Genomic DNA, 22984 nt, shown 5'->3' with positions numbered 1-22984 from the left:
GCCCCGGCGTACCGTGCAGGCGTGGTCCACCGCATAAGCTGCCGGCGCAGCACCGACCCCGTCCGCGTCGACCGGCTCGGCCTGGTCGACTACCTCGCCGCGTGGGACGTGCAGCGGGCGAACGCCGCGGCCCGGCGCGAGGGCGGCGACGACGTGCTCATGCTGCTCGAGCACCACTCGGTCTACACCGCGGGCAAGCGCACGCAGCCGCAGGACCGGCCCGTCGACGGCACCCCCGTCGTCGACGTCGACCGCGGCGGGCGCATCACCTGGCACGGCCCCGGCCAGCTCGTCGGCTACCCGATCACCGGGCTGGCCGAGCCGCTGGACGTCGTCGACTTCGTCCGCAGGCTGGAGGAGGCCCTGATCCACGTCGTGCACGGGCTGGGGGTCACCGCGGCCGGGCGGATCGACGGGCGCAGCGGCGTCTGGCTGCCGGCCGACGACCGGCGCCCGGAGCGCAAGGTCGCGGCGATCGGGGTGCGCGTGCAGGGCGGCGTCACGCTGCACGGGTTCTCGCTCAACTGCGATCCCGACCTCACCGCGTTCGACCGCATCGTGCCCTGCGGCATCACCGACGCCGGAGTGAGCTCCCTGTCCGGCGAGCTGGGCCGCCCGGTGCGCGTCGACGACGTGATCGACGACGTCACCGCGGCCGTCCTCGACGCCCTCGACGGGCGGCTCGCCGTCGCCGAGCACCCGGTGGCGCGGGCCGCCGCACCGGCCGGTCTCGACCTGCGGCTGCACCCCTCGCTGCAGTAGACCTAGACTTCTCCGTAATTCCGGAATTACGGAGGAACCATGACACTCACCCGACGCCGCCTGCTCGGCGGCACCGCCCTGCTGGCCGTGGCCGCCGCCTGCGGCTCCCCCGCGCCGGCCCCGGCGGCCGGACCGGTCGACGGGCCCGAGGCGCTGGTCGACTGGATCGCCGCGCACCCGGACCACGCCTCGGTCCTCGTCGACGACGGCCGCGGCGCCGCGTTCGCCCACCTCGCCGACCGGCCGCGGCCGATCGCGTCGTCGGTGAAGGTGACGCACCTGGCGGCCTACGCGCTGGCCGTCGAGGCGGGCCGGATCGACCCCGCGGGCCCCGTCGCCGTCGCCGGATGGGAGCGCTGGTACCTCCCCGGTTCCGACGCCGACGCCCACCCGCGGGCCCTCGCGGCCCTCGGCACCCCCGACACCGTCACCTGGGACGACGTCGTCGCCTCGATGATCGACTACAGCGACAACGCCGCGGCCGACCTCGTCCTCGCCACGCTCGGCCCGGACGCGCTGACCGCCGCGGCGGGGGCGGGCGGCTGGGACGGGCTCGACGTGCCGCACATCGTCGGGGAGGCGCTGTGGGTGCTGCAGCCCGACGCGGGCGGCGACCGGCGCAGCCGCGCGGCGGAGCTGGGGCGGGCCTACGCCGACGGGGACCCGGCCGCCCGCGCGCTGGGCGCGGTCTACAGCGGCGGCCCGCTGCCCGGAGGCGGGGGCGGGGACGGGGTGGCCGCACCGGTGCCCGAGGACACCTGGAACGCGGTCGTCGGGCTCTGGGACGGGGCGTGGGCGGGCACCGCGACGCAGCTCGCGGCGCTGCACCGCGCCGTCGCCACCGACGCGCTGGGCCCGCTGGCCTCCGGCATCGCCAGGAGGCACCTGGAGCGGGCCGTCGCCGACCGCCTCCCGCCCGGGGTGCTCGGGCTCGGCCAGAAGGGCGGCAGCCTGCCCGGCGTCCTCAGCTACGCCGCCACGATCCGCCGCGACGACGGCACCGTCGGGGTCTCGGTGCTGGCCCTGTCCGGGCTGCCGCAGCAGGCCCACCAGGAGATCGAGGCCTCCGGTGCGCTGCTGCTGGGCCAGCGGGTGCTCGTCGACGACGCGGTGCGGGACCGGCTGGCGGCGGCGGTCGCGGGGTGAGGATCCTGGTGCGGTGACCGATCCCGTCGACGCGCGCCTCACCGACCTGGAGCGACGGGTGGCGGCGCTGGAGGGTGCGGGTGCCCCGGTCGCGGGCGGCGGGGCCGGGGTCGTGCGCTACTCCGGCGACGTCCACCTGCACGGCGACGTCCGGTGGACGATCGAGTACGACGCCGGCAGCGCGCTGGGCCTCGACGACGAGCCGCGGCTGGCGGTGCTCGCCGCGCTGGGCCATCCCGCGCGGGCCGGCATCGTGCGGGCCCTGCTGGCCGGCGGCCCGAGCGGCACCGCCGAGCTGCAGGAGGCGGCCGGCCTCGCGTCGACGGGGCAGCTCTACCACCACCTCCGCTCGCTGACGCACACCGGACTGGTCGAGCAGGACGGCCGCGGGACCTACCGGGTGGCCCCGCGGGTCGTCGTGCCCGCGCTCGTGCTGCTCACGGCGGCGGCCGACGTCGCGGGGCAGCTGCGCTAGTCCCTGCGCTGCTCCCGGCGGCCCCGCGCCGACACCAGCACCGCGGCGACCGCGACGCCGACGCCCACCACGACGATCGACACCACCGCCAGACCGGGCAGCTGGAACGCCCCGACCACCGTGGTGAGCACGAGCGCGGCGACCGCGGCGGCGGCCGTCGCGCGGATCAGGGTCGGGTTCCAGCGCAGCACCTAGAGCGCCCCGACGACGTCAGAGGCGATGAGGTCGATCTGGTCGAGGTCACCGAGGTCCATGAGCTGCAGGTACAGCCGGGTGACGCCGGCCTTCTCCCGCCAGGTGCCGATGCGGTCGACGACCTCGCCGGGGGTGCCGGCGAGCCCGTTGGCGCGCAGCTCGTCGACCTCGCGGCCCAGTGCGAGCGCGCGGCGGGCGATCTCGGCGTCGTCGCGGCCGACGCAGACGACCTGCGCGACGGAGCGCACGAGCTCCGCGGGGTCGCGGCCGACCGCGCGGCACGCGGCGTCGACGCGCTCGAACTGCCCCGCCGCGGCGTCGACGTCGGAGAAGGGCACGTTGAACTCGTCCGCGAACCGCGCGGCCAGCTCCGGCGTGCGCTTCTTCCCGCGGCCCCCGATGACGATCGGCGGGCGCGGCTGCTGCACCGGCTGGGGCAGCGCCGGGGAGTCGGTGACGGTGTAGTGCGCGCCGTCGAAGGAGTAGCGCTCGCCGGGCGGCGTGCCCCACAGCCCGGTGATGATCTCCAGCTGCTCGGCGAGGCGGTCGAACCGCTCCCCCAGCGGCGGGAAGGGGATGCCGTACGCGGCGTGCTCGGCGTCGAACCAGCCCGAGCCCAGGCCCAGCTCCACGCGTCCGCGCGACATCCGGTCGACCTGCGCGACGGACACCGCGAGCGGGCCGGGCAGCCGGAACGTCGCCGACGACACGAGCGTGCCGAGCCGGATCCGGGACGTCTCGCGGGCGAGGGCGGCGAGCGTCAGCCAGGCGTCGGTGGGGCCGGGTTCGCCGGAGGCGTCGCCCATCGCGAGGTAGTGGTCGGAGCGGAAGAAGGCGTCGTAGCCCGCGGCCTCGGCGGCCTGGGCGACTCGGAGCAGGTCGTCGTAGTCGGCGCCCTGCTGGGGCTCGGTGAAGATCCGGAAGTCCACTCGTCGAGGATAGGGACATGGACGGGACGACGTCGGACGTACCGGACCAGACCGGGCGCACGGTGCTGGTGACCGGCGCCACCTCCGGGCTCGGGCTCGCCTCGGCGGCCGCGCTGGCCCGGGCGGGCGCGCGGGTGCTGCTGGGGGCCCGCGACGCCGGACGCGGCCGGGCGGCGCTGGCGCAGGTGCCGGGCGGTGAGCTGGTCACCCTGGACCTCGCCGACCTCGACTCGGTGCGCCGCGCCGCCGCCGACGTCCGGGAGCGCACCGGCGACGCCCTGCACGTGCTCATGAACAACGCCGGGGTGATGGGGCTGCCGCCGGGGATCACCGTCGACGGGTTCGAGACCCAGATCGGCACCAACCACCTCGGTCACGCGGCCCTGACCTGGCTGCTGATGCCGGCGCTGCGGCGGGCGGGCGGCGCCCGGGTGGTGACGCTGTCGAGCCTCGCGCACCGCGGGCCGGGCCTCGACGTCGACGACCTGCACTTCGCGCGGCGCGCCTACACCGGATCGCAGGCCTACAGCCAGAGCAAGCTCGCGAACCTGCTGTTCGCCGCCGAGCTCGACCGGCGGCTGCGCCGCCGCGGCGACGACGTGATCTCCGTCGCCGCGCACCCCGGCCTGACCGACACCGCGCTGCTGTCGTCGTCGGTGCGCGCCCGCAGCGGGGCCCGTCTGCTGCTGCCGCTCGCGCGGGTGGTCAACCTGCTCACGACGCAGCGGGTGGGGCGCGGGATCCTGCCGCAGCTCCACGCGGCGACGTCGCCGCAGGTCGTCGGGGGTGACTACGTCGGCCCGGGCGGGCTCGGCGAGACGCGCGGGCGGCCCGCCCCGGCCCGGCGCTCGGCGCGGGCGCGCGACGCCGACCTGGCCGCCCGGCTGTGGGACGTCACCGCCGCCGAGACGGGCGTGGATCCCGACCCGGCGTAGCCTGGGGGGCGTGACGATCGCACCCGAAGGTCGCAAGCTCCTGCGCCTGGAGGTCCGCAACAGCGAGACCCCCATCGAGCGCAAGCCCGCCTGGATCCGGACGAAGGCGAAGACCGGCCCGCAGTACACCGAGCTCAAGGCCCTGGTGCGCTCCGGTGGCCTGCACACCGTGTGCGAGGAGGCCGGCTGCCCCAACATCTACGAGTGCTGGGAGGACCGCGAGGCCACCTTCCTCATCGGCGGCGAGCAGTGCACCCGGCGCTGCGACTTCTGCCAGATCGACACCGGCCGCCCCGCCGACCTCGACCGCGACGAGCCCCGCCGCGTCGCCGAGTCCGTGCAGCAGATGGGCCTGCGGTACTCCACCGTCACCGGCGTCGCCCGCGACGACCAGCCCGACGGCGGCGCGTGGCTCTACGCCGAGACCGTCCGGCTCATCCACGAGCTCAACCCCGGCACCGGGGTGGAGCTGCTGATCCCGGACTTCAACTCGATCGACGCCCAGCTCGACGAGGTGTTCGCCACCCGCCCCGAGGTGCTCGCGCACAACCTGGAGACGGTGCCGCGGATCTTCAAGCGGATCCGCCCGGCGTTCCGCTACGACCGCTCGCTCGAGGTCATCACCAAGGCCCGTGCGGCGGGCCTGGTCACCAAGTCGAACCTGATCCTGGGCATGGGCGAGACCCCCGAGGAGGTCGTGTCCGCGCTGCGCGACCTGCACGAGGCGGGCTGCGAGATCATCACCATCACCCAGTACCTGCGGCCCTCGGCCCGGCACCACCCCGTGGAGCGCTGGGTCAAGCCCGAGGAGTTCGTCGAGCACTCGCAGGCCGCGCAGGAGATGGGCTTCGCCGGGGTCATGGCCGGGCCGCTGGTGCGCTCGTCCTACCGGGCCGGGCGGCTCTACGCCCAGACCGTGCGCCACCGCGGCGAGGAGCTCAGCCCCGCCCTGGCCCACCTGGAGTCCGAGGGGGCCGCGGCCCAGGAGGCCAGCAGCCTGCTCGCCCGCCGCTGATCACGGCCGGGGGCGGGCCGCCAGGAGCGCGTCGACCAGCTCCGCCGCGCGGCCCGTGGACGGGTCAGCGGGCAGCGACGCGGCCATCCGGTCCGGGTGCACGGCCAGCCCCTCCAGGCTGACGCGCAGGCGGGCCGCGGCGCCGCCGGTCGCGCGCAGGAGGTCGGCGAGGGTCTCCCACTCGCTGTGCCACGCCCCGGCCGCCCGCTGGTGCTCCCCGTCCATCGCCGCGAGCAGCACCGCGACGAGGCCGGGGGCGCGGCGCGCCGAGGCGCGGGCGGTGACGGCGGCGATCGGGTTGCGCTTGTGCGGCATCGACGACGAGTCCCCCGGCGCGGCCTCGCTCACCTCGCCGAGCTCCGTGCCCGCGAGCAGCACGACGTCGGTGGCGGGCTTCGCGCAGGCCCCGGCCGCGACGCCGAGCGCGGCGGCCAGCTCACCGATCCGGGTGCGCTCGGTGTGCCACGGGGCGCCGGGGTCGGCCAGGCCCAGCCGCGCGGCCAGGTCGGCGACGACGGGCAGCGGCAGGCCGTCGAGCGTGCCCGCCGGCCCCCCGAGCTGCACCGGCAGCGCCCCGAGGACCGACCCGAGCCGGGCGCGGGCGCGGTCGAGCCCGGCGCACCAGCCCGCGGCCACGAGCCCGAACGTCGTCGGCAGGGCCTGCTGCCCCAGGGTCCGGGCCATCGTCGGGGTGCCGCGGTGGGCGGCGGCGAGCCCGGCGGCGGCGTCGGCGGCGGCACGCAGGTCGTCGAGCAGGACCTCCCCCGCCCAGCCGGTGAGCAGCACCGCGGCGGTGTCCATGACGTCCTGGCTGGTGGCGCCCGGGTGCACCGACAGTCCCACCTCGGGCCCGACCGCCGCGCGCAGCGCCCGCACCAGCGGGATCACCGGGTTGCCGCCCTCGACCGAGGCGAGGCCGAGCGCCGTCGGGTCGAGATCGAGGTCCGCCGCCGCGATCGCCTCGGCGTGCGCGGCCGGGATCACCCCGTGCGCCGCGGCGGCCTGCGCCAGCGCCACCTCGACGGCGACGAGCGCGGCCACCCAGGCGGCGTCGTCGAGCCGGGCGCCGACCCGGTCGCCCCCGAACAGCGGGTCGAACAACGCTCCGCGTGCCACGCGCACCTCCCGGCCGACGTGCGGACGGCCCGCCCGCACGACCACATTGTGCGAACGGCCCATGCGCCCGTCTCGGGCGGGGGCCGGATGCCCGAGCGGCCCGCCCACCCGGTGGGACCGGGCGGACGGGCCGCTCGCCCCGGGCCGGCGGGGGCGGTCGGCCGGGGCGTGGGTGGGGGTCAGGCCGGGGCGCCGGGCTCCACCGGGAGGGTGCGGAGGCCGCGGATCAGGGTGCTGCGGCGGTGGACCAGCTCCGCCGGGTCGACGGCCAGGGCCAGCTCGGGGCGGCGGGTGAGCAGCAGGCCGATCGCCTCCTGCGCCTCGATCCGCGCCAGCTGCGCGCCCAGGCAGTGGTGCAGACCGTGACCGAAGGCGGTGTGGCCGCTCGCGTCGCGGTCGATCCGCAGCTCGGCGGCGTCGGGCAGGCGCTTGTCGTCGCGGTTGGCCGAGGCCAGCGAGAGCGACACGACCGACCCGGCCGGGATCGTCACCCCCGAGTACTCGACGTCCTCGGCCGCGAACCGCACCGGGGCGCTGTGCACCGGGGAGTCCCAGCGCAGGAACTCCTCGACGGCGGACGCGATGAGATCGGGCCGCTCCGCCAGGAGCGCGCGCTGCTCGGGGTGGGTGAGCAGGGCGAGCACGCCGTTGCCGATGAGGTTGACGGTGGTCTCGTGCCCGGCGATGAGCAGCAGCATCGCCATCGCGACGAGCTCCTCCTGGGAGAGCACGTCCCCGTCGTCGGCGACCGCGATCAGGCCGCTGATCAGGGCGTCGTCCGGGTTCTCGCGCTTGGCGTCGATCAGGGTCGACAGGTAGCCGTGCAGCTTGCCCGCCGCGGCCATCGACTCGTCCTGCGTGGACTCGTCGACCATGACGTTCGACCAGGCGGCGAAGTCGTCGCGGTCCTCGGCCGGCACGCCGAGCAGCTCGCAGATCACGAAGACCGGCAGCAGGAAGGCGTAGGACGACATGAGGTCGACGGGACCGGAGGCGGGCAGGTCGTCGATCAGCCGGTTCGCGAACTCGGCGACGCGCGGGCGCAGCTCCTCCATCCGGCGGACCGTGAACGCGCGGGAGACCAGCTTGCGCAGCCGGGTGTGCTCCGGCGGGTCCATGAGGATCATCATCGGGATCGGCGTGGCCGGCTGGCCCTCGCGCGCGTCGGCGGGCAGCGTGTAGCGCCAGTCCTTGCTCAGCCGCGGGTCGGTGAGGGCGGCGCGGACGTCGGCGTGGTCGAACATCATCCAGACCGGGCCGTCGGGCTGCTGCACCTGGCGGACCGGCGACCCGGCCCGCTGCGCCTCGTACGCCGGGTACGGGTCGGTCCAGAAGGCGCCCTCGAACAGGGCGGTGTCGTGCGGTGCCAGATCGTCGTGCGTTGCGGTCACGGAGCTCCCATCGGCGATGTAAGCGCTAGCTTACGTGAAGTCGGGACGGCGCCAGCCCGGCCGGAGCGGGCGCCCCGCGGACGACCGACGCGGCCAGCGCCGACAGCGCGGGCGCGGACTCGATGCCCGACCCGCCCTGCCCCGCGACGAACCAGAACCCCGGGTGCTCCGGCCACGCGCCGACCACCGGGCGCCGGTCGGGCACGAACGAGCGCAGCCCGGCCCAGCTCGTCCGGACCGAGCGCAGCCCCAGCCCGGTGACGGCCTCGACGCGCTCCACGGCCAGCGCGACGTCGACATCGTCGGGGCGGGCGTCGCCGGGCGGGGCGGGGGTCTCGTCGGCGCGGGAGACGAGCAGGTCGGGCCCGTCGGACCTGAAGTAGAACCGCTCCGCGGCGTCGATCACCATGGGGCGGCTCAGCCGCGACGGGTCGGGCACGCGCACCACCGCGATGGTGCGCCGCAGCGGCGTGAGCCCGGTCCGGGGGACGCCGGCGAGCGCGGCGACCTCGTCGGCCCACGCGCCCGCGGCGTTCACCACCGCACCCGCCCGCACCGCGTCACCGGCCGCCTCGACCCGCCAGCCCGAGCCGTCCCGGGTGATCGCGGTGACCGGGGCGCCGGGGCGGACGGCCCCGCCGCGGGCCCGCAGGCCGCGGACGTAGCCCTGGTGCAGGGCGTCGGTGTCGATGTCGGCCGCGCCCGCGGTGAGCGCGGCCGCGCGGACGACACCGGGCGCGAGGGTGGGGCACAGCCGGCCGGCCCCGTCCGCGTCGATCGCGACGGGGGCGTCCGGCTCGCCCGCGCGCTCGGCGAGGACCCCGGCCAGCGCCGCCGCGCCCTCGTCGTCGCAGCCGACCCACAGCACGGGACGGGGGGTGAGCAGCGGCGGCGTGCCCAGCTCGTCGGCGAGCGCGGCGAACCGCGGACCGCTGCGCTCGATCAGCGCGCGCACCGCCCCGACGCCGTGCCCGGGCACGTAGACCGCGGCCGAGCGGGCGGTGGAGTGCCTGCCCAGTGCGGTCTCGGCCTCCAGCAGGAGCACGGACCGGTCGGCCGCCAGCTCGTAGGCCACCGACACCCCGGCGATGCCGCCCCCGACCACCACGACGTCCACCACGGGACCCACTCTAGGAATCCGGTGGCGGGCCCGCGCGCCGCGCGGCTACCGTCCCCGGCATGCGCAACTGAGACGCCCGCCGCGAGCTGCGGCCCCGCGGCCGGTCGACCCCTCCGGTCCCCGCCGCCCGTCCCCGTCCACCGGCCGGTCCGGCCGTCGCCGCCCGGCCCCGTGCCGCCCTCAGGAGATCCGCATGCGTGAACCGGACCCGAACCCGCCGCAGAACCGCGCCGCCCGCCGCGGGAAGCGCACCGAACCCGTGCCCCCGGCCGCCCGCTACCGCGGCCCGGCGGCACCCGCCCGGCCCGCCCAGGGCCGCCGGGTCGCGCCGATCCGCCGCTCGGCCTGACCCGGTCCCGCCGCGCCGCCGGTCCCGCGTCCACGGGACCGGCGGCGCCTACCATCTGCCGTGTGGGTACCTGCACGGTCTGGTGGGCGGCACCGCTCGCCCCCGGGGACGCACCCGGGCTCCTCGACCTCCTCGACGCGCACGAGCGCGCACGGATCGGCCGCTTCCGCCGCGATCTCGACGCCGCCCGCTACCTCGCCGCGCACGCGCTGACCCGGCTCGTGCTCGCCGCCCGGCTCGACGCCGACCCCGCCGCGCTGACCTTCGACCGCACCTGCCGCTGCGGTGAGCAGCACGGCAAGCCCCGCCTCGCGCACGACGGCCCGGGGTTCTCGATGACCCACGCCGGTGACCTGGTCGGGCTGGCCGTGCACGACGGGCCCGTCGGCCTCGACGTCGAGCAGGCCCGCCCGCTCCCCGACCTCGCCGGGATGACCGCGCACGCCTGCTCGCCCGACGAGACCGTCGCCGACGAGGCCGAGTTCTTCCGGCTCTGGACGCGCAAGGAGGCGCTCCTCAAGTCGACCGGCGAGGGCCTGTCGACGCCGATGTCGGAGATCACCCTCACCCCGGACGGCGGGGTGCGCTGGGCCGGGCGGCGGGTGTGGCTGCACGACCTCTCCCCCGCCCCCGGGCACCCGGCCGCGCTCGCCGGTCCCGGGCCCGCGGCGCCCGACGTCGTCGAGGCGGACGGGGACGCCCTGCTGCGCACCCGCCCATGAGCGCCGGCCGCTGGGTCCTGCACCTCGACATGGACGCCTTCTTCGCCTCCGCCGAGCAGCTCACCCGCCCCACCCTGGCCGGGCGACCGGTGCTGGTCGGCGGCCTGGGCCCGCGGTCGGTGGTGGCCGGGGCGAGCTACGAGTCGCGCGTGTTCGGCGTGCGCTCGGCGATGCCGATGGGCCAGGCCCGGCGCCGCTGCCCGCACGCGGTGACGGTCCCGCCGCGGTTCGTGCTCTACCAGGCGCTGTCCGAGCAGGTCATGGGCGTGCTCGCGGAGGCGGCGCCGGTGCTGGAGCCGGTGTCGGTCGACGAGGCGTACCTGGAGCCGCCCGCGCTCGTCGGGGCCGGGCCGGACGTCGTCGAGCGGTTCGCGGTCGACCTGCGCACCGCGGTGCGCGCGGCGACCGGGCTGCCGGCGTCGGTCGGGGCCGGGTCGGGCAAGCAGCTGGCCAAGATCGCCTCGGAGCTGGCGAAGCCGGACGGGTACCGCGTCGTGACGCCCGAGGAGCAGGCGGAGGTGCTGGCGCCGCTGCCGGTGCGCGCGCTGTCCGGCGTCGGGCCGGTGGCCGAGACGGGCCTGCACCGGCTGGGCATCCGCACCGTCGGCGCGCTCGCCGCGATGGACCTGCGCGAGCTGACCGGGCTGCTCGGCACCGCGGTCGGCACGGAGCTGCACCGCCTCGCCCGCGGCGTCGACGAGCGGCCGGTCGCCCCGCGCGGGGCGGCGAAGCAGGTGAGCGCGGAGACGACCTTCGACGCCGACCTCACCGCGATGCGGGCGGTGCACGAGGCCGTCGCGCGGATCACCGAGTCGGCGCACCGCAGGCTCGTGGCGTCGGGGCGGGCGGCGCGGACGGTCACGGTCAAGGTGCGCAGCGCCGACTTCACGACCCACACCCGCTCGGAGACCGCCGCCGTCGGGAGCACCGACCTGGGCGCGCTCACCGCGACCGCCCAGAAGCTCGCGCGGACCGCGGTGCCCGAGGGCGGCGTCCGGCTGATCGGGGTGTCGCTGGCCGGGCTGGGCGACGACCCGCCGCCCGCGCTGTTCGAGCCGCCGCGGGCGGTGCCGGAGACCGTCGAGGACGCCGCCCCGGAGGAGACGCCGGTGGAGGCGGACCGGCCCTGGCGCCCCGGCGACGACGTCCGGCACGACGAGCACGGCCACGGCTGGGTGCAGGGCGCCGGGCACGGGCGCGTCACCGTGCGGTTCGAGACACGCTCGACGGGGCCCGGCCGCGCCCGCACCTTCCCCGCCGCCGACCCGGCCCTGACCCGCACCGATCCGCTCGGCAGCCTGGCCTGAACGGGCGCCGCCGCACCGGCTCGCCGCGCACGCACCCGGGCGTGCGCGGACGACGAGGACGGTGCGCGCGACCGGGCGGCGCTCAAGCACCACTCGCGGGCCAGTGCGCGCCGGACGGGGCCGGGGGGCGCGGCCCGCGGCAGGACCGGCAGCGCGGCGTCCAGGCCGTCGCGCACCACCTCCCCGGCGAACCGGTGCAGCAGCGCGGCGCCCCCGGCGTCGCACCAGGTGCCCGCGAGCACCCGGGCGAGGGCGGCCAGGTGGTGCGCGTCGCGCGCGGGATCGGCGGGCCCGGGCCGGAGCAGCACCAGCAGCGGCGCGCCCGCCGGGTCGAGCAGTACGGCGTCGTCCGCGATCCGGCCGTGGCACAGCCCCCGCGCGTGCAGCGCGCGGACGACCCGCGCGACGGTGCCCAGCACCGCCACCGCGTCCTCGGTGACCAGGCCCGCCCTGGTCATGAGGTCGCCCAGCGTCGGTCCCGGGGGCTGCGGCGTGCGCAGCCACACCGCGCCCTCGCGGACCACGACGTTGCCGATCGGCAGCAGCCCGCCCACGCCGGCGTCCCGGATCCGGCGGACCGCCTCCGCCGGCACCCCGTCGGCGAGCCGCAGCAGGGCCCCCGCGCCGCCGTCGGACGGGCGGAACCAGGTGGCGTCCGGGGTCACCCGCACCGGCTCGGCGGGCCGTCGCGTCATCGGTCCCCCTCGTCACCCGGGGCTCCCCGACCCGGGGACGTACTCGTCCCCCCGTACCCGCCGCGTTACACCTGCTCGTGCGCCGCGTCGGTGACCCCGGCGTCGCCGAAGGTGGCGACGTCGTGCAGGGCCCGGACCGCCGCCCGCAGCAGGGGCAGCGCCAGCACCGCGCCCGTGCCCTCGCCCAGGCGCAGGCCCAGGTCGAGCAGCGGGTCGAGGCCGAGGTGGCCGAGCGCGAGGCGGTGGCCCGGCTCGGCGGAGCGGTGCCCGGCGACGCAGTACGCCACGGCCTGCGGGGCGAGCGCGGCCGCGACGAGGGCCGCGGCGCCCGCGCTGACGCCGTCGAGCAGCACCGGGATCCGCCGCGCCGCGGCGCCGAGGACGAGCCCGGCGATCGCGGCGTGCTCCAGCCCGCCGAACGCGGCGAGGACCCCGACCGGGTCGGCCGGGTCGGGGCGGTGCCGCGCGAGCGCGTCGCGGACGACGGCGGTCTTGCGGGCGAGGGTGGCGTCGTCGATGCCGGTGCCGCGGCCCGTCGCCCGCTCGGGGTCGGCGCCGGTGAAGGCGCAGATCAGCAGCGCGGCGGCGGTGGTGTTGGCGATGCCCATGTCACCGGTGAGGACGCAGCCGCGGTCCGGGACGGCGGCGATCCCGGCCTCGACCGCGGCGACGACCTGCTCGCGCGTCAGGGCCGGGCCGACGGCGAGGTCGGCGGTGCCGTCGGCGACGCGGCGGGCGAGCACGCCGTCGAGGTCGGGCAGCGGGGTGGCCACCCCGACGTCGAGCACCCGGACCTGCACGTCCGCCGCCCGCGCGAACGCGTTGACGACGGCCCCGCCCGCCGCGAAGTTGGCGACCATCTGCCCGGTGACCTCCTGCGGCCACGGCGTGACGCCCTGCGCGTGGACGCCGTGGTCGCCGGCGCAGACCACGACGACGGCCGGGTCGGGCAGCGGCGGCGGGCAGGTCCCGGCGATGCCGGACAGCGTGACCGCGAGGTCCTCGATGCGCCCGAGCGAGCCGGGGGGCTTGGTCATCCGGTCGAGTCGGTCGGCGGCGGCGGCGCGCGCGGCGGCGTCCGGCGCGACGATCGCGGCGAGGGTGTCCTCCAGGAGGCTCACAGCGCGCCTCCGCGGCCGGTGCGGGCGGGGGGCACGATGAGCGTCGAGAGGTAGGGGCCGGGGGCGTCCGGGTCGAGGTCGGCCGCCGGGCGCACGTCCTCGTCGGCCAGGCCGAGGCCGGCGCCGTACACCGCGCCGTCGAGCCGGCCGGTCTCGCGCAGGACCGCGAGGGTCTCCGGGAGCCTGCGCCCGAACTTGTAGGCGACGACGGAGTCGCCGCGGTTCAGCGCCTCGCGGAACCGGTCGGCCCCCGCCGTCATCGGGAACAGCGACAGCGCCTCCCTCCCCTCGACGAGCGGGGTGCCGCTGCGCGCGGCGAGGTCCTGCATGGCGGTGATGCCGGGGATGAGCTCGACCGCCAGCTCGCCGACCAGCTCGCGGACGGTGGCGGCGAGGTAGGTGAAGGTCGAGTAGACGCACGGGTCGCCGATGGTCGCGAACGCCGCGGTGCCGCCCGGGTTGGCGTCGAACCAGCGCGCCACCTGCGCGGCGGCGGCGTCCCACGCGCGTTCGCGGCGCGCGGTGTGCTCGCGGTCGTGCAGCGCGAACACCACGCGCTCGATCCGCCACGCCTCGGCGTAGAACAGCACGGTCTGCTCGGCGCGGCCGGTCTCGCCCGAGTCGGCGACCGGCACGAACACCACGTCGGCCTTGGCCAGCAGGTTCGCCGCCTTGACCGTGACCAGGTCGGGGTCGCCGGGGCCGACGCCCACTCCCACCAGCGTGCTCATCCCTGACCCTCCAGGTCGCCCTCGAGCTCGAGGTAGGTCTGCCTGAGCCGGTCGAGCACGGCGTCGTCGGGCTTGGCCCACATGCCGCGGTCGGCCGCCTCCAGCAGGCGCTCGGTGATCCCGCGCAGCGCCCAGGGGTTGGACTTCTCCATGAACGCGCGGTTGGTCCCGTCGAACACGTAGCTCTCGGCGAGCTGGGTGTACATCCAGTCGTCGACGACGCCTGCGGTGGCGTCGTAGCCGAAGAGGTAGTCGACGGTGGCGGCCAGCTCGAACGCGCCCTTGTAGCCGTGCCGCTGCATCGCGGTGATCCACTTCGGGTTCACCACGCGCGCCCGGAACACCCGCTTCGTCTCCTCGGCCAGCGTGCGCGTCTTCACCGCGTCGGTCACCGCCGAGTCGCCGACGTACGCGGCGGGCGTGCGGCCGGTCAGCGCGCGGACCGTCGCGACCATGCCGCCGTGGTACTGGAAGTAGTCGTCGGAGTCGACGATGTCGTGCTCGCGGGTGTCCTGGTTCTTCGCCGCCACGGAGATGCGCCGGAACGACTGCTCCATGTCCGCGCGGGCCTCGCGCCCGTCGAGGCCGCGGCCGTAGGCGTAGCCGCCCCACACGGCGTAGACCTCGGCGAGGTCGGCGTCGCTGCGCCAGTTGCGGGCGTCGATCAGCGGGAGCAGGCCCGCCCCGTAGGCGCCGGGCTTGGAGCCGAAGATGCGGGCGGTGGCGCGGCGGCGGTCGCCGTGCGCGGCGACGTCGGTCTCGACGTGCTCGCGCAGGTGGTTGTCGGGCTCGTCCAGCTCCGCGACGGCGGCGAACGCGTCGTCGAGCAGCGTGATGACGTGCGGGAACGCGTCGCGGAAGAAGCCGGAGATCCGGACGATGACGTCGATCCGGGGCCGCCCCAGCTCCGCGCGCGGCACGATCTCGAACCCGGTGACGCGGCGCGAGGCCTCGTCCCAGACCGGCCGGGCGCCGATCAGGGCGAGGATCTCGGCGAGGTCGTCGCCCTGGGTGCGCATGGCGGAGGTGCCCCATACCGTCAGGCCGACGCTGCGCGGGTACTCGCCGGTGTCGGCGAGGTGCCGCGCGATCAGGGAGTCGGCGAGCATCGTGCCGATCTCCCACGCGCTGCGCGACGGGATGGCCTTCGGGTCGACGGAGTAGAAGTTGCGGCCGGTCGGGAGCACGTTGACCAGCCCGCGCGTCGGGGACCCGGAGGGCCCGGCCGGGACGTAGCCGCCGTCGAGGGCGTGGAGCACACCGGAGACCTCGTCGGTGGTGCGGTCCAGCCGCGGCACGACCTCGGCACAGCCGAACTCCAGCACGGCGACGACGTCGGGGACGGGCTCCCCCAGCAGCTCTGCGCACACGGACGCACCGCCGGACCAGCCCCGCTCCTGCACGCCGGTGACCAGTGCCCGGGCGACGCCCTCGAGCACGTCGACGAGGTCGGCCCCGGTGCGGGCGGGGCCCGGAGCGACGGTGACGAGCCGCGCGATGCGGTCGGCGGGAACCTCCGGCATCGCAGCAAGGCCACCTTCGTGCAACGACGTTGCGTGAAGGTGGCCTTGCTGCAAGGGGGCGCCGGGGTTCGCCAGCAGCTGCTGCTCGTCCAGCCCCGCCCACGCCGCCAGCGCCGCCCGCAGCCCGGGCAGCGCGCGCTTGCCGCCCCACACCTGGGTCGCCCGCAGGATGCTCAGCACCAGGTTGACCTGGGCCTCCCCCTCCGGCACCCCGCCGAGGACGTGCAGGCCGTCGCGGATCTGGACGTCCTTGACCTCGCACAGGTAGCCGTCGATGTGCAGCACGAAGTCGTCGAAGTCGTCCTCGCCCGGGGCGGCGTCGACGTGCAGGTCGTGGTGCAGCTGCGCGGCCTGGACGACCTCCCAGATCCGGGCCCGCAGCGCGGGCGTCTTGGCCGGGTCCATCGCCTGGACGGTCGCGTACTCGTCGAGCAGCTGCTCCAGCTTCGCCATCTCGCCGTAGGTGTCGGCGCGGGCCATCGGCGGCACCAGGTGGTCGACGACGACGGCGTGCCCGCGGCGCTTGGCCTGCGTGCCCTCACCCGGGTCGTTGACGATGAACGGGTACACCAGCGGCAGCTCGCCCAGCACGGCGTCGGGGGCGCACTCCGCGGACAGCCCGAGCCCCTTGCCCGGCAGCCACTCCAGCGTGCCGTGCTTGCCCAGGTGCACCACGGCGTCGGCGCCGAACTCGCTCTCCAGCCAGCGGTACGCGGCGAGGTAGTGGTGCGACGGCGGCAGGTCCGGGTCGTGGTAGATCGCGATCGGGTTCTCCCCGAACCCGCGCGGCGGCTGGATCATCAACAGGACGTTGCCGAAGGTGAGCGAGGCCAGCACGATGTCGTCGCCGTCGACGTAGAGCGAGCCGGGCGCCTCGCCCCAGTGCTCGACGATCCCGTCGGTGAGCGCCGTCGGCAGGGCGGCGAACCACTCCCGGTAGTCGGCCAGGTGCACCCGCGCGGGCGCGGCCGAGAGCTGCTCCTCGGTCAGCCACTCCACGTCGTGCCCGCCCGCGGCGATGAGGGTGTGGATCAGCTCGTCGGAGTCCTGCGGGAACTCGCCGACGGTGTACCCGGCGTCGCGCAGGGCGGTGAGCAGGACCACGGCGGACGCCGGGGTGTCGAGCCCCACCGCGTTGCCGACGCGCGAGTGCTTGGTCGGGTACGACGACAGCACGACGGCGAGCTTCCGCTCGGCCACCGGTGTGCGGCGCAGCGAGGCGTGGCGCACGGCGAGCCCGGCCAGGCGCGCGGCGCGCTCGGGGTCGGCGCGGTAGACGGGCAGGTCGTCGCCGGCCGCGGTCTCCTTGAACGAGAACGGCACGGTGACGATCCGGCCGTCGAACTCGGGGATGGCCACCTGCATGGCGGCGTCCATCGGCGACAGCGCGGCGTCGGAGTCCGCCCACACGGCGCGCGAGGTCGTCAGCGACAGGCCCTGCAGCACGGGCACGTCGAGCGTGGCGAGGGCGCCGGCGTCCCAGGCGTCCTCCTCACCCCCGGCCGACGCCGCCGACGCGACGGTCCCTCCCGCCGCGAGCACCGTCGTGACCAGCGCGTCGACGCCGGAGAGCAGCGCCATCAGCTCGGTGTCGGCCCGGCGCAGCGACGCGCAGAACACCGGGAGGGCGTTGGCGCCGCGCGCCTCGATCGCGTCGCACAGGGTCTCGACGAACGCGGTGTTGCCGCTCAGCGCGTGCGCCCGGTAGAACACGACGCCCACGGTCGGCCGCGCCGGGTCCCGCTCGCGGTCGCCGAGGACGCCGAACTCCGGCGTCGCCTCCGGGGCGGCGAAGCCCTCGCCGGTGAACAGGACGGTGTCGGAGAGGAAGCGGTGCAGCTCGCGCAGGTTCGCGGTGCCGCCCGCGGCGAGGTAGGCCAGCGCCTCCGACGACACGCCCGCGGGCACGGTGGAGGCGGCCATCAGCTCGGCGTCGGGGGCGGCCTCCCCGCCCAGCAGCACGACCGGCCGGCCCGAGGCGACGAGCGCGTCGACGCCGAGCGGCCAGGCCCGGCGACCGCCGAGCAGGCGGAGCACGACGACGTCGACGCCGTCGAGCAGCGCCGGCAGGCCCTCCGGCTCGACCCGGGCGGGGTTCGCGGTGCGGTAGAGCGCACTCCCCGGGGAATCGGACGCCGCCCGCGCGGCCAGCAGTTCGGTGTCGGCGGTGGACAGCAGCAGGACGACGGGCGCCATCTTCGGCTCCTCCTCCGAGGGTCCGCGCCCTCGACTCGGGGTGATGACGGCAGCGAGTCTCCTGGCTCCCGGATCGACGCGACGCGCCCGACCTTCCCGCCTCTCGGCAGTGGTCACGACGGCTGGGCGGCCGCTCCCCGGTGACAGTGGCGGGACCGCGTCGGACTCGCACCGACTTCCTCCACTGCCGTCGGACACACAGGACCACACGGCACGGGCGGGGGTCAACGAGAGGTGCCGCACCGGCGGGGTTTAGCGACGACCGACCTTCGGGCACCCTCCGGAAACGGTTCACTCGATCGAGTGTGTCGTCCGCCACACAGAGAGGTGTCCGGTGGAACCCACCGTGATCGTCCTGATCGTCGTCGTCGTGGTCCTCGTGATCGCCCTCGGCGTCGCCGGCGTCCTGCTGTCCCGTCGGAAGCGGTCCGAGCGCCTCCAGGAGCGCTACGGGTCCGAGTACGACCGCACCCTCGCCGAGACCGGCGACCCCCGCGAGGCCGAGGCCCGCCTCGTCGAGCGGGAGAAGCGCCACGCCTCGCTCGACGTCCGCGACCTGCGGCCCGAGGAGCGCGACCGGTTCGACGTGGCCTGGATCGAGATCCAGCGCGGGTTCGTCGACGACCCGGTGCACTCGCTGCGTCAGGCCGACGGGCTCGTCGTGGAGATCATGCGCACCCGCGGCTACCCGGTCGACGACTTCGAGCGCCGCGCCGAGGACATCTCCGTCGAGCACCCCGAGGTCGTCGCGCACTACCGCGAGGCCCGCGCCGTCCGCGACGCCACCGAGCGCGGCGGCGTCGACACCGAGCAGCAGCGCCACGCCGTCACCTCCTACCGGTCGCTGGTGGAGGCCCTGCTGGGTCACGACACCCGGTCCGGCCGCCACGGCGACCCGAACAGCAACGGCCGGCACCAGGCCCCGACCACCGAGGAGCAGACCCGATGAGCACCCCCGACCGCCCCGACGAGCGGCCCCGCGGCGGCGTCCGCGGCGTCATCGACGACCTGCTGGGCCGCAACGACGAGCCCCGCGCCGACGAGCGCCAGGACGCGGGCCGGGCTCCCGCCGGTTCCGACGGCCTGACCCAGCCCGTCCCCGGTACCCAGCCCGTCCCCGGCACCCACCCCGCCCCCGGCACCCAGCCTGCTCCCGGCCAGGGTCCGGGGTACGCCCCCGACGCCGGTGCGCCCGGCCGGCCGGGCGTCCCGGCCCAGGGGCCCGCCGACGGCCCGCCGCCGCAGGGTTCCGGCATCCCCGGCGACCGGTTCGGCGCGCCCGAGGGCCGGCCGGCGGCCCCGACGACGCCGATGGGCACCCACCCCGCCGACGCGCACACCGAGCAGGTCCGCGACGGCTCCGGGCCGGGTGCCACCGCGGTGGCCGGGACGGCCGCGGCCGCCGGTGTCGCCGGTGCGGCGGGCGGGCACCGGACGGACGACGGCGGCGCGGGTCGCCCCACCGACGACCGGCACCCCACCGGTGACCGGCACGAGCGCCTCGACCGGGACGACGCGGGCGCGGCGGGCGGCGCTCCCGGACACCCCGGCGGCCCGGCCGCCGGGACCCCGGGCGCCGGCCAGGTCCCGGGCGGGCAGGTCCAGGGCGGCCAGGCCCAGGGCGGCCAGGCCCAGGGCGGCCAGGCCCAGGGCGACCAGGCCCAGGGCGCCAGGGCGTTCGACGACCGGACGCAGGGCGAACCGGCCCACGCCGGCCCCGCCCACTCCGCCCCGACCCACGCCGCACCGACCCACGCCGCACCCGCCCACTCGGCGCCGGCCCACCCCGACCAGGTCCACCCCGACCAGGCTCACCGGGGGCCGGTCGACCAGGCCGGTGCCGGCGCGGTCCGCGACGACCACGACGGTGACCGCGCCGGACGGGCGACCACCGACCCCGGCCGGGCCGGTACCGCCGCCGGGGCGGCCGGAGCGGCCGGAGCCGCGGCGGGCACGATCGGCTCCGCCGCCCACGGCACCGCGCCCCACCAGGCCGGTTCCGGCATGGGCGACGACGCGAGCGGCCGCGAGCGGCTGTTCCCGCAGCAGCGGGCCCAGGAGTACGGGTCGCGCTGGGACGCGGTGAAGGGCGCGTTCGTCGACGAGCCGCGCCAGGCCGTCCGCCAGGCCGACGCGCTGGTCGGCGAGGTGCTCGACGAGCTGGAGCGCCTGTTCCGCGAGCAGCGCAGCGGGCTGGAGCACGGGCTCGACACCGACGACACCTCCACCGAGGACCTGCGCCTGGCCCTGCGCCGCTACCGCAGCTTCTTCGACCGGCTGCTGTCGCTGTAGTCGGTACTCGTACGGATACCGGGCTCCGCGGGCGCACCTAGACTGCGCCCGTGGAGCCCGCGCCCGTCGACCTGGGGATCCCCGGCCTCACCGGCGCGCGGGAGCTGGGCCGCGGCGGGTTCGGCTCGGTCTACGCGGTGCAGGAGCCGGAGTTCGGGCGCACGGTCGCGGTGAAGGTCCTGCGCGAGCGCCTCGACGACGACTCCGTGCGCCGCGCGTTCGCCCGCGAGTGCCAGGCGATGGGCACGCTGTCCGGGCACCCGCACATCGTCACCGTCCACCGCGGCGGCACGACCGACCGCGGGCAGCCCTACATCGTCATGGACCTCATGTCCGGCGGGTCCCTCGCCGACCGGCCCGCGCTGCCGTGGCCGGAGGTCCTGGAGATCGGCGTCCTGCTCGGCGGCGCGCTGGAGACCGCGCACCGCCACGGCATCCTGCACCTGGACCTGAAACCGGCGAACGTCCTCGTCTCCCGCTACGGCGAGCCGAAGCTCGCCGACTTCGGCATCGCCCGCCTCCCCGGCATCGCCGAGACCTCCGGCGGCATCCGCGTCAGCCCCGCCTACGCCGCGCCCGAGCGCCTGGCCGAGGGCACCAGCACCGTCCGCACCGACCTGTACGGCTTCGGCGCCACCCTGTTCACGCTGCTCACCGGCTCGTCGGCGTTCGGCCGCGACACCCCGGAGGAGCTGCTGGTGATGCTCGCGCGGATCGTCCGCGAACCGGTGCCGGACCTGCGCGACCGCGGGGTCCCGGACCCGGTGTGCCGGGTCGTCGAGCGGCTGATGGCCAAGGAGCCCGAGCAGCGGTACGCCGGCGCCGCCGACGCCGTCGCGGCGCTGCAGGACGCGCAGCGCGCCACCGGGCGGCCGGTCACCCGGGCCGTCGTCGACGGGGCGGCGACGGCGGCGCAGGAGGCGGCGGCCCCCACCAGCCTCGCCCTGGAACCCCCGGCCGTCCCGTCCCCCTCGACGGCCCGGCCCCCGTCCGCGGCGCAGTCCCCGTCCACGGCGCAGTGGCCTCCGGCGGGGCAGTGGCCTCCGGCCGAGCAGTGGCCTCCGGCAGGACAGCCGGCTCCGGCCGCCCCGTGGCCCGCGGCGGCGCCGTGGACCCCGGCCCCACCGTGGCCGTCGGCGGGACGTCCACCGGCGCGGGAGCCCTGGTCCGGAGCCGCTCCCCCGCCGCAGGCGGGACGGACCCCGGCACCCCCGGGCCGGTCGCGCCGCGCCCTGCTGGTCGGGGTCGTCGCGGTGGTGCTGGTCGCGGCGGTCGGCGTCGGGGCCGTCCTGCTGTCGGGCGGGACCGCCGGGCCGGTCACCCCGTCGACGGGCCCGGTCCCGGCGTCGTCCACCCCGGCCTCGGCCGGCCCGACCGCGCCGCCCGCGGGGTCGGTCGTCGTCGCGCCGGGCGTCAGCGGCGCCGGGGTCCCCGCGGCGCTCGCGACGCTGGACGCGTACGTCTCCTCGATCAACGACGGGCGCTACGCGGACACGTTCGCGCTGTTCAGCGCCGACTCCCGGACCGCGGAGAACGGACTGGCCGCCTGGTTGGAGATCCAGCGCCCCCGCACGATCAGCGACGCCCGGATCACCTCGGTGCGCCCCGACGGCACGGTCGTCATGACCTTCACCAGCCGCCAGGCCCCCGCCGACGGCCCGGGCGGCGACCAGGCGTGCACCGAGTGGGAGCAGTCCTACCTGCTGACCGGGCCGGACCGGCTGATCCGCAGCAGCGAGACGCTCACCTCGCGGGCGTGCCCGTGACCCGCTCGGCCAGCCCGGCCACCGGCCCGACCACCACGACCGCGGGCGGGTTGATGCCCTCCTCGCGCACGACGTCGGCGACGGTGGCGAGCGTGGCGCGGACCGAGCGCTGGATGCGCATGGTGCCGTCCTGCACGACCGCGACGGGGGTGTCGGCGGGGCGGCCGCCGTCGATCAGCGCGGTGGCGAACGCGCCGATCCGCTCGACGGCCATGAGCAGCACGACGGTGCCGCGCAGCCGCCCGAGCGCGGGCCAGTCGACGAGCGAGCGCGGGTCGTCGGGCGCGACGTGCCCGGACACCACCACGATCTCGTGCGCCACCCCGCGGTGCGACACCGGCACGTCGGCGACGGCGGGCGCGGCGAACGCGCTGGTCACGCCGGGGACGACGGTGACGGGAACCCCGGCCTCGGCGCACGCGAGCGCCTCCTCGAAGCCGCGGCCGAAGACGTAGGGGTCGCCGCCCTTGAGCCGCACCACGAACTTCCCCGCCCGCGCGTGCTCGATGAGCAGCTCGTTGATCCGCGCCTGGTTCATCGCGCGGCCGTAGGGGATCTTCGACGCGTCGACGACCTCGACGTGCGGGTCGAGGTGGTCGAGCAGGTCGCGGGGACCGAGCCGGTCGGTGACGACGACGTCGGCGCGCGTGAGCAGCCGCCGCCCCCGGACGGTGATCAGCTCCGGGTCCCCCGGGCCCCCGCCGACCAGCGCGACGCCCGGCGTGACGGGCTCGGCGGTGTCGTCGACGAGCCCGGTCGCCAGCGCCTCGACCAGCGCGGTGCGCACGGCGGCGGAGCGGCGCGGGCGGCGCCCGGCGAGCACGCCGACGGTGATCCCGTCGTGGTGCCCGACGGCCGGGGTGACGGCGGTGCCGCCGGTCGCGTCGTCGGCGCGGACGCAGAACACGCGGCGCCGTTCGGCCTCCGCGGCCACGGCGGCGTTGACCTCGGTGCTGTCGGTGCAGCTCACGACGTACCAGGCGCCGTCGAGGTCGCCGTCGCGGTAGGGCCGGGCCTCCCAGGTCAGCTCGCGTGCCGTCGCCATGCCCTCCACCGCCGGGGTGACGTCGGGGGCGACGACGAGGACGTCGGCCCCGGCCGTCAGCAGGCCGGCGATCCGGCGCTGCGCGACCGTGCCCCCGCCCACCACGACGACGCGGCGCCCGGCGAGCACCAGCCCGGCGAGGTAGGGGTCCAC

General features: G+C 77.0%; 20 protein-coding genes and 1 riboswitch. Of the genes, 11 read left to right on the top strand and 9 right to left on the bottom strand.

All coding sequences use genetic code 11. The features are described from left to right. Positions 1–21 precede the first annotated feature (21 nt). Genes lipB through H6H00_RS17610 form a run of 3 tightly spaced genes read left to right on the top strand, consistent with a single transcriptional unit; the run spans position 22 to position 2383 of the window. Positions 22–762 carry a lipoyl(octanoyl) transferase LipB gene (gene lipB / locus H6H00_RS17620; protein ID WP_185716851.1) on the top strand — a complete coding sequence of 247 codons (741 nt, stop codon included), beginning with the start codon at positions 22–24 and terminating at the stop codon, positions 760–762. Between the two features lie 39 nt (positions 763–801). Next, on the top strand, positions 802–1908 hold the full coding sequence (locus tag H6H00_RS17615; protein ID WP_185716850.1) for a serine hydrolase: 1107 nt from the start codon (positions 802–804) through the stop codon (positions 1906–1908). 13 nt (positions 1909–1921) lie between these two features. Further along, positions 1922–2383, top strand: coding sequence for an ArsR/SmtB family transcription factor (locus H6H00_RS17610; protein WP_185716849.1), 462 nt, complete (start codon positions 1922–1924; stop codon positions 2381–2383). Here the strand turns inward: H6H00_RS17610 and H6H00_RS17605 are convergent. Continuing rightward, positions 2380–2574, bottom strand: coding sequence for a hypothetical protein (locus tag H6H00_RS17605; RefSeq protein ID WP_185716848.1), 195 nt, complete (start codon positions 2572–2574; stop codon positions 2380–2382). The genes H6H00_RS17610 and H6H00_RS17605 overlap by 4 nt on opposite strands. Next, the gene (locus H6H00_RS17600; RefSeq protein ID WP_185716847.1) at positions 2575–3507 is read right to left on the bottom strand and encodes an LLM class F420-dependent oxidoreductase; all 933 of its coding nucleotides are present in this window, start codon (positions 3505–3507) and stop codon (positions 2575–2577) included. A gap of 17 nt (positions 3508–3524) precedes the next feature. Here H6H00_RS17600 and H6H00_RS17595 point away from each other — a divergent pair, with 17 nt between their 5' ends. After that, a complete protein-coding gene (locus H6H00_RS17595; RefSeq protein WP_185716846.1) occupies positions 3525–4442 on the top strand; it encodes an oxidoreductase in 918 nt (305 codons plus the stop codon). Positions 4443–4452: 10 nt separating this feature from the next. Continuing rightward, positions 4453–5457 carry a lipoyl synthase gene (gene lipA, locus H6H00_RS17590; protein ID WP_185716845.1) on the top strand — a complete coding sequence of 335 codons (1005 nt, stop codon included), beginning with the start codon at positions 4453–4455 and terminating at the stop codon, positions 5455–5457. Here the strand turns inward: lipA and H6H00_RS17585 are convergent, their stop codons facing one another. From H6H00_RS17585 to H6H00_RS17575, 3 genes are all read right to left on the bottom strand, one after another. Beyond that, positions 5458–6573 carry a lyase family protein gene (locus H6H00_RS17585; RefSeq protein ID WP_255425234.1) on the bottom strand — a complete coding sequence of 372 codons (1116 nt, stop codon included), beginning with the start codon at positions 6571–6573 and terminating at the stop codon, positions 5458–5460. 179 nt (positions 6574–6752) lie between these two features. Then, complete coding sequence (locus H6H00_RS17580) at positions 6753–7964, bottom strand: cytochrome P450 family protein (RefSeq protein WP_221775569.1); 1212 nt, start codon at positions 7962–7964, stop codon at positions 6753–6755. Positions 7965–7989: 25 nt separating this feature from the next. Beyond that, complete coding sequence (locus H6H00_RS17575) at positions 7990–9084, bottom strand: NAD(P)/FAD-dependent oxidoreductase (RefSeq protein WP_185716843.1); 1095 nt, start codon at positions 9082–9084, stop codon at positions 7990–7992. Positions 9085–9277: 193 nt separating this feature from the next. Between H6H00_RS17575 and H6H00_RS17570 the strand changes: the two genes are divergently transcribed. The 3 genes from H6H00_RS17570 (at position 9278) to H6H00_RS17560 (ending at position 11462) form a co-directional block, all read left to right on the top strand. After that, positions 9278–9433, top strand: coding sequence for a hypothetical protein (locus tag H6H00_RS17570; RefSeq protein WP_185716842.1), 156 nt, complete (start codon positions 9278–9280; stop codon positions 9431–9433). A gap of 62 nt (positions 9434–9495) precedes the next feature. Then, positions 9496–10155 carry a 4'-phosphopantetheinyl transferase family protein gene (locus H6H00_RS17565; RefSeq protein WP_255425233.1) on the top strand — a complete coding sequence of 220 codons (660 nt, stop codon included), beginning with the start codon at positions 9496–9498 and terminating at the stop codon, positions 10153–10155. After that, entirely contained in the window at positions 10152–11462 is a 1311-nt protein-coding gene (locus tag H6H00_RS17560; RefSeq protein WP_185716841.1) for a DNA polymerase IV, read from the top strand. The genes H6H00_RS17565 and H6H00_RS17560 overlap by 4 nt, the downstream gene beginning before the upstream one ends. A 760-nt stretch (positions 11463–12222) precedes the next feature. On the opposite strand, the gene cobT is transcribed toward H6H00_RS17560, so the two are convergent. Genes cobT through cobN form a run of 3 tightly spaced genes read right to left on the bottom strand, consistent with a single transcriptional unit; the run spans position 12223 to position 17728 of the window. Further along, entirely contained in the window at positions 12223–13278 is a 1056-nt protein-coding gene (gene cobT / locus H6H00_RS31905) for a nicotinate-nucleotide--dimethylbenzimidazole phosphoribosyltransferase (RefSeq protein WP_221775568.1), read from the bottom strand. Next, positions 13275–14009, bottom strand: coding sequence for a precorrin-2 C(20)-methyltransferase (cobI, locus tag H6H00_RS31900; protein ID WP_221775567.1), 735 nt, complete (start codon positions 14007–14009; stop codon positions 13275–13277). Before cobI ends, cobT begins: the two co-directional genes overlap by 4 nt. Then, a complete protein-coding gene (gene cobN / locus H6H00_RS17550) occupies positions 14006–17728 on the bottom strand; it encodes a cobaltochelatase subunit CobN (protein WP_185716840.1) in 3723 nt (1240 codons plus the stop codon). Before cobN ends, cobI begins: the two co-directional genes overlap by 4 nt. A gap of 34 nt (positions 17729–17762) precedes the next feature. Further along, positions 17763–17935, bottom strand: a riboswitch (cobalamin riboswitch). A 127-nt stretch (positions 17936–18062) separates the two neighbouring features. Here cobN and H6H00_RS17545 point away from each other — a divergent pair. Genes H6H00_RS17545 through H6H00_RS17530 form a run of 3 tightly spaced genes read left to right on the top strand, consistent with a single transcriptional unit; the run spans position 18063 to position 21786 of the window. Continuing rightward, entirely contained in the window at positions 18063–18677 is a 615-nt protein-coding gene (locus H6H00_RS17545; protein ID WP_185716839.1) for a hypothetical protein, read from the top strand. Then, positions 18674–20020 carry a hypothetical protein gene (locus tag H6H00_RS32355; RefSeq protein ID WP_255425232.1) on the top strand — a complete coding sequence of 449 codons (1347 nt, stop codon included), beginning with the start codon at positions 18674–18676 and terminating at the stop codon, positions 20018–20020. Before H6H00_RS17545 ends, H6H00_RS32355 begins: the two co-directional genes overlap by 4 nt. A gap of 50 nt (positions 20021–20070) precedes the next feature. Next, positions 20071–21786, top strand: a complete 1716-nt coding sequence (locus tag H6H00_RS17530) for a serine/threonine-protein kinase (RefSeq protein ID WP_185716836.1) — start codon at positions 20071–20073, stop codon at positions 21784–21786. On the opposite strand, the gene cobA is transcribed toward H6H00_RS17530, so the two are convergent. Then, complete coding sequence (gene cobA, locus H6H00_RS17525) at positions 21764–22984, bottom strand: uroporphyrinogen-III C-methyltransferase (RefSeq protein ID WP_379539706.1); 1221 nt, start codon at positions 22982–22984, stop codon at positions 21764–21766. The genes H6H00_RS17530 and cobA overlap by 23 nt on opposite strands.

Source organism: Pseudonocardia petroleophila (genome assembly GCF_014235185.1).
In the GTDB taxonomy this organism is placed as follows: domain Bacteria; phylum Actinomycetota; class Actinomycetes; order Mycobacteriales; family Pseudonocardiaceae; genus Pseudonocardia; species Pseudonocardia petroleophila.
This window is presented reverse-complemented; position numbering and strand designations above follow the sequence as displayed.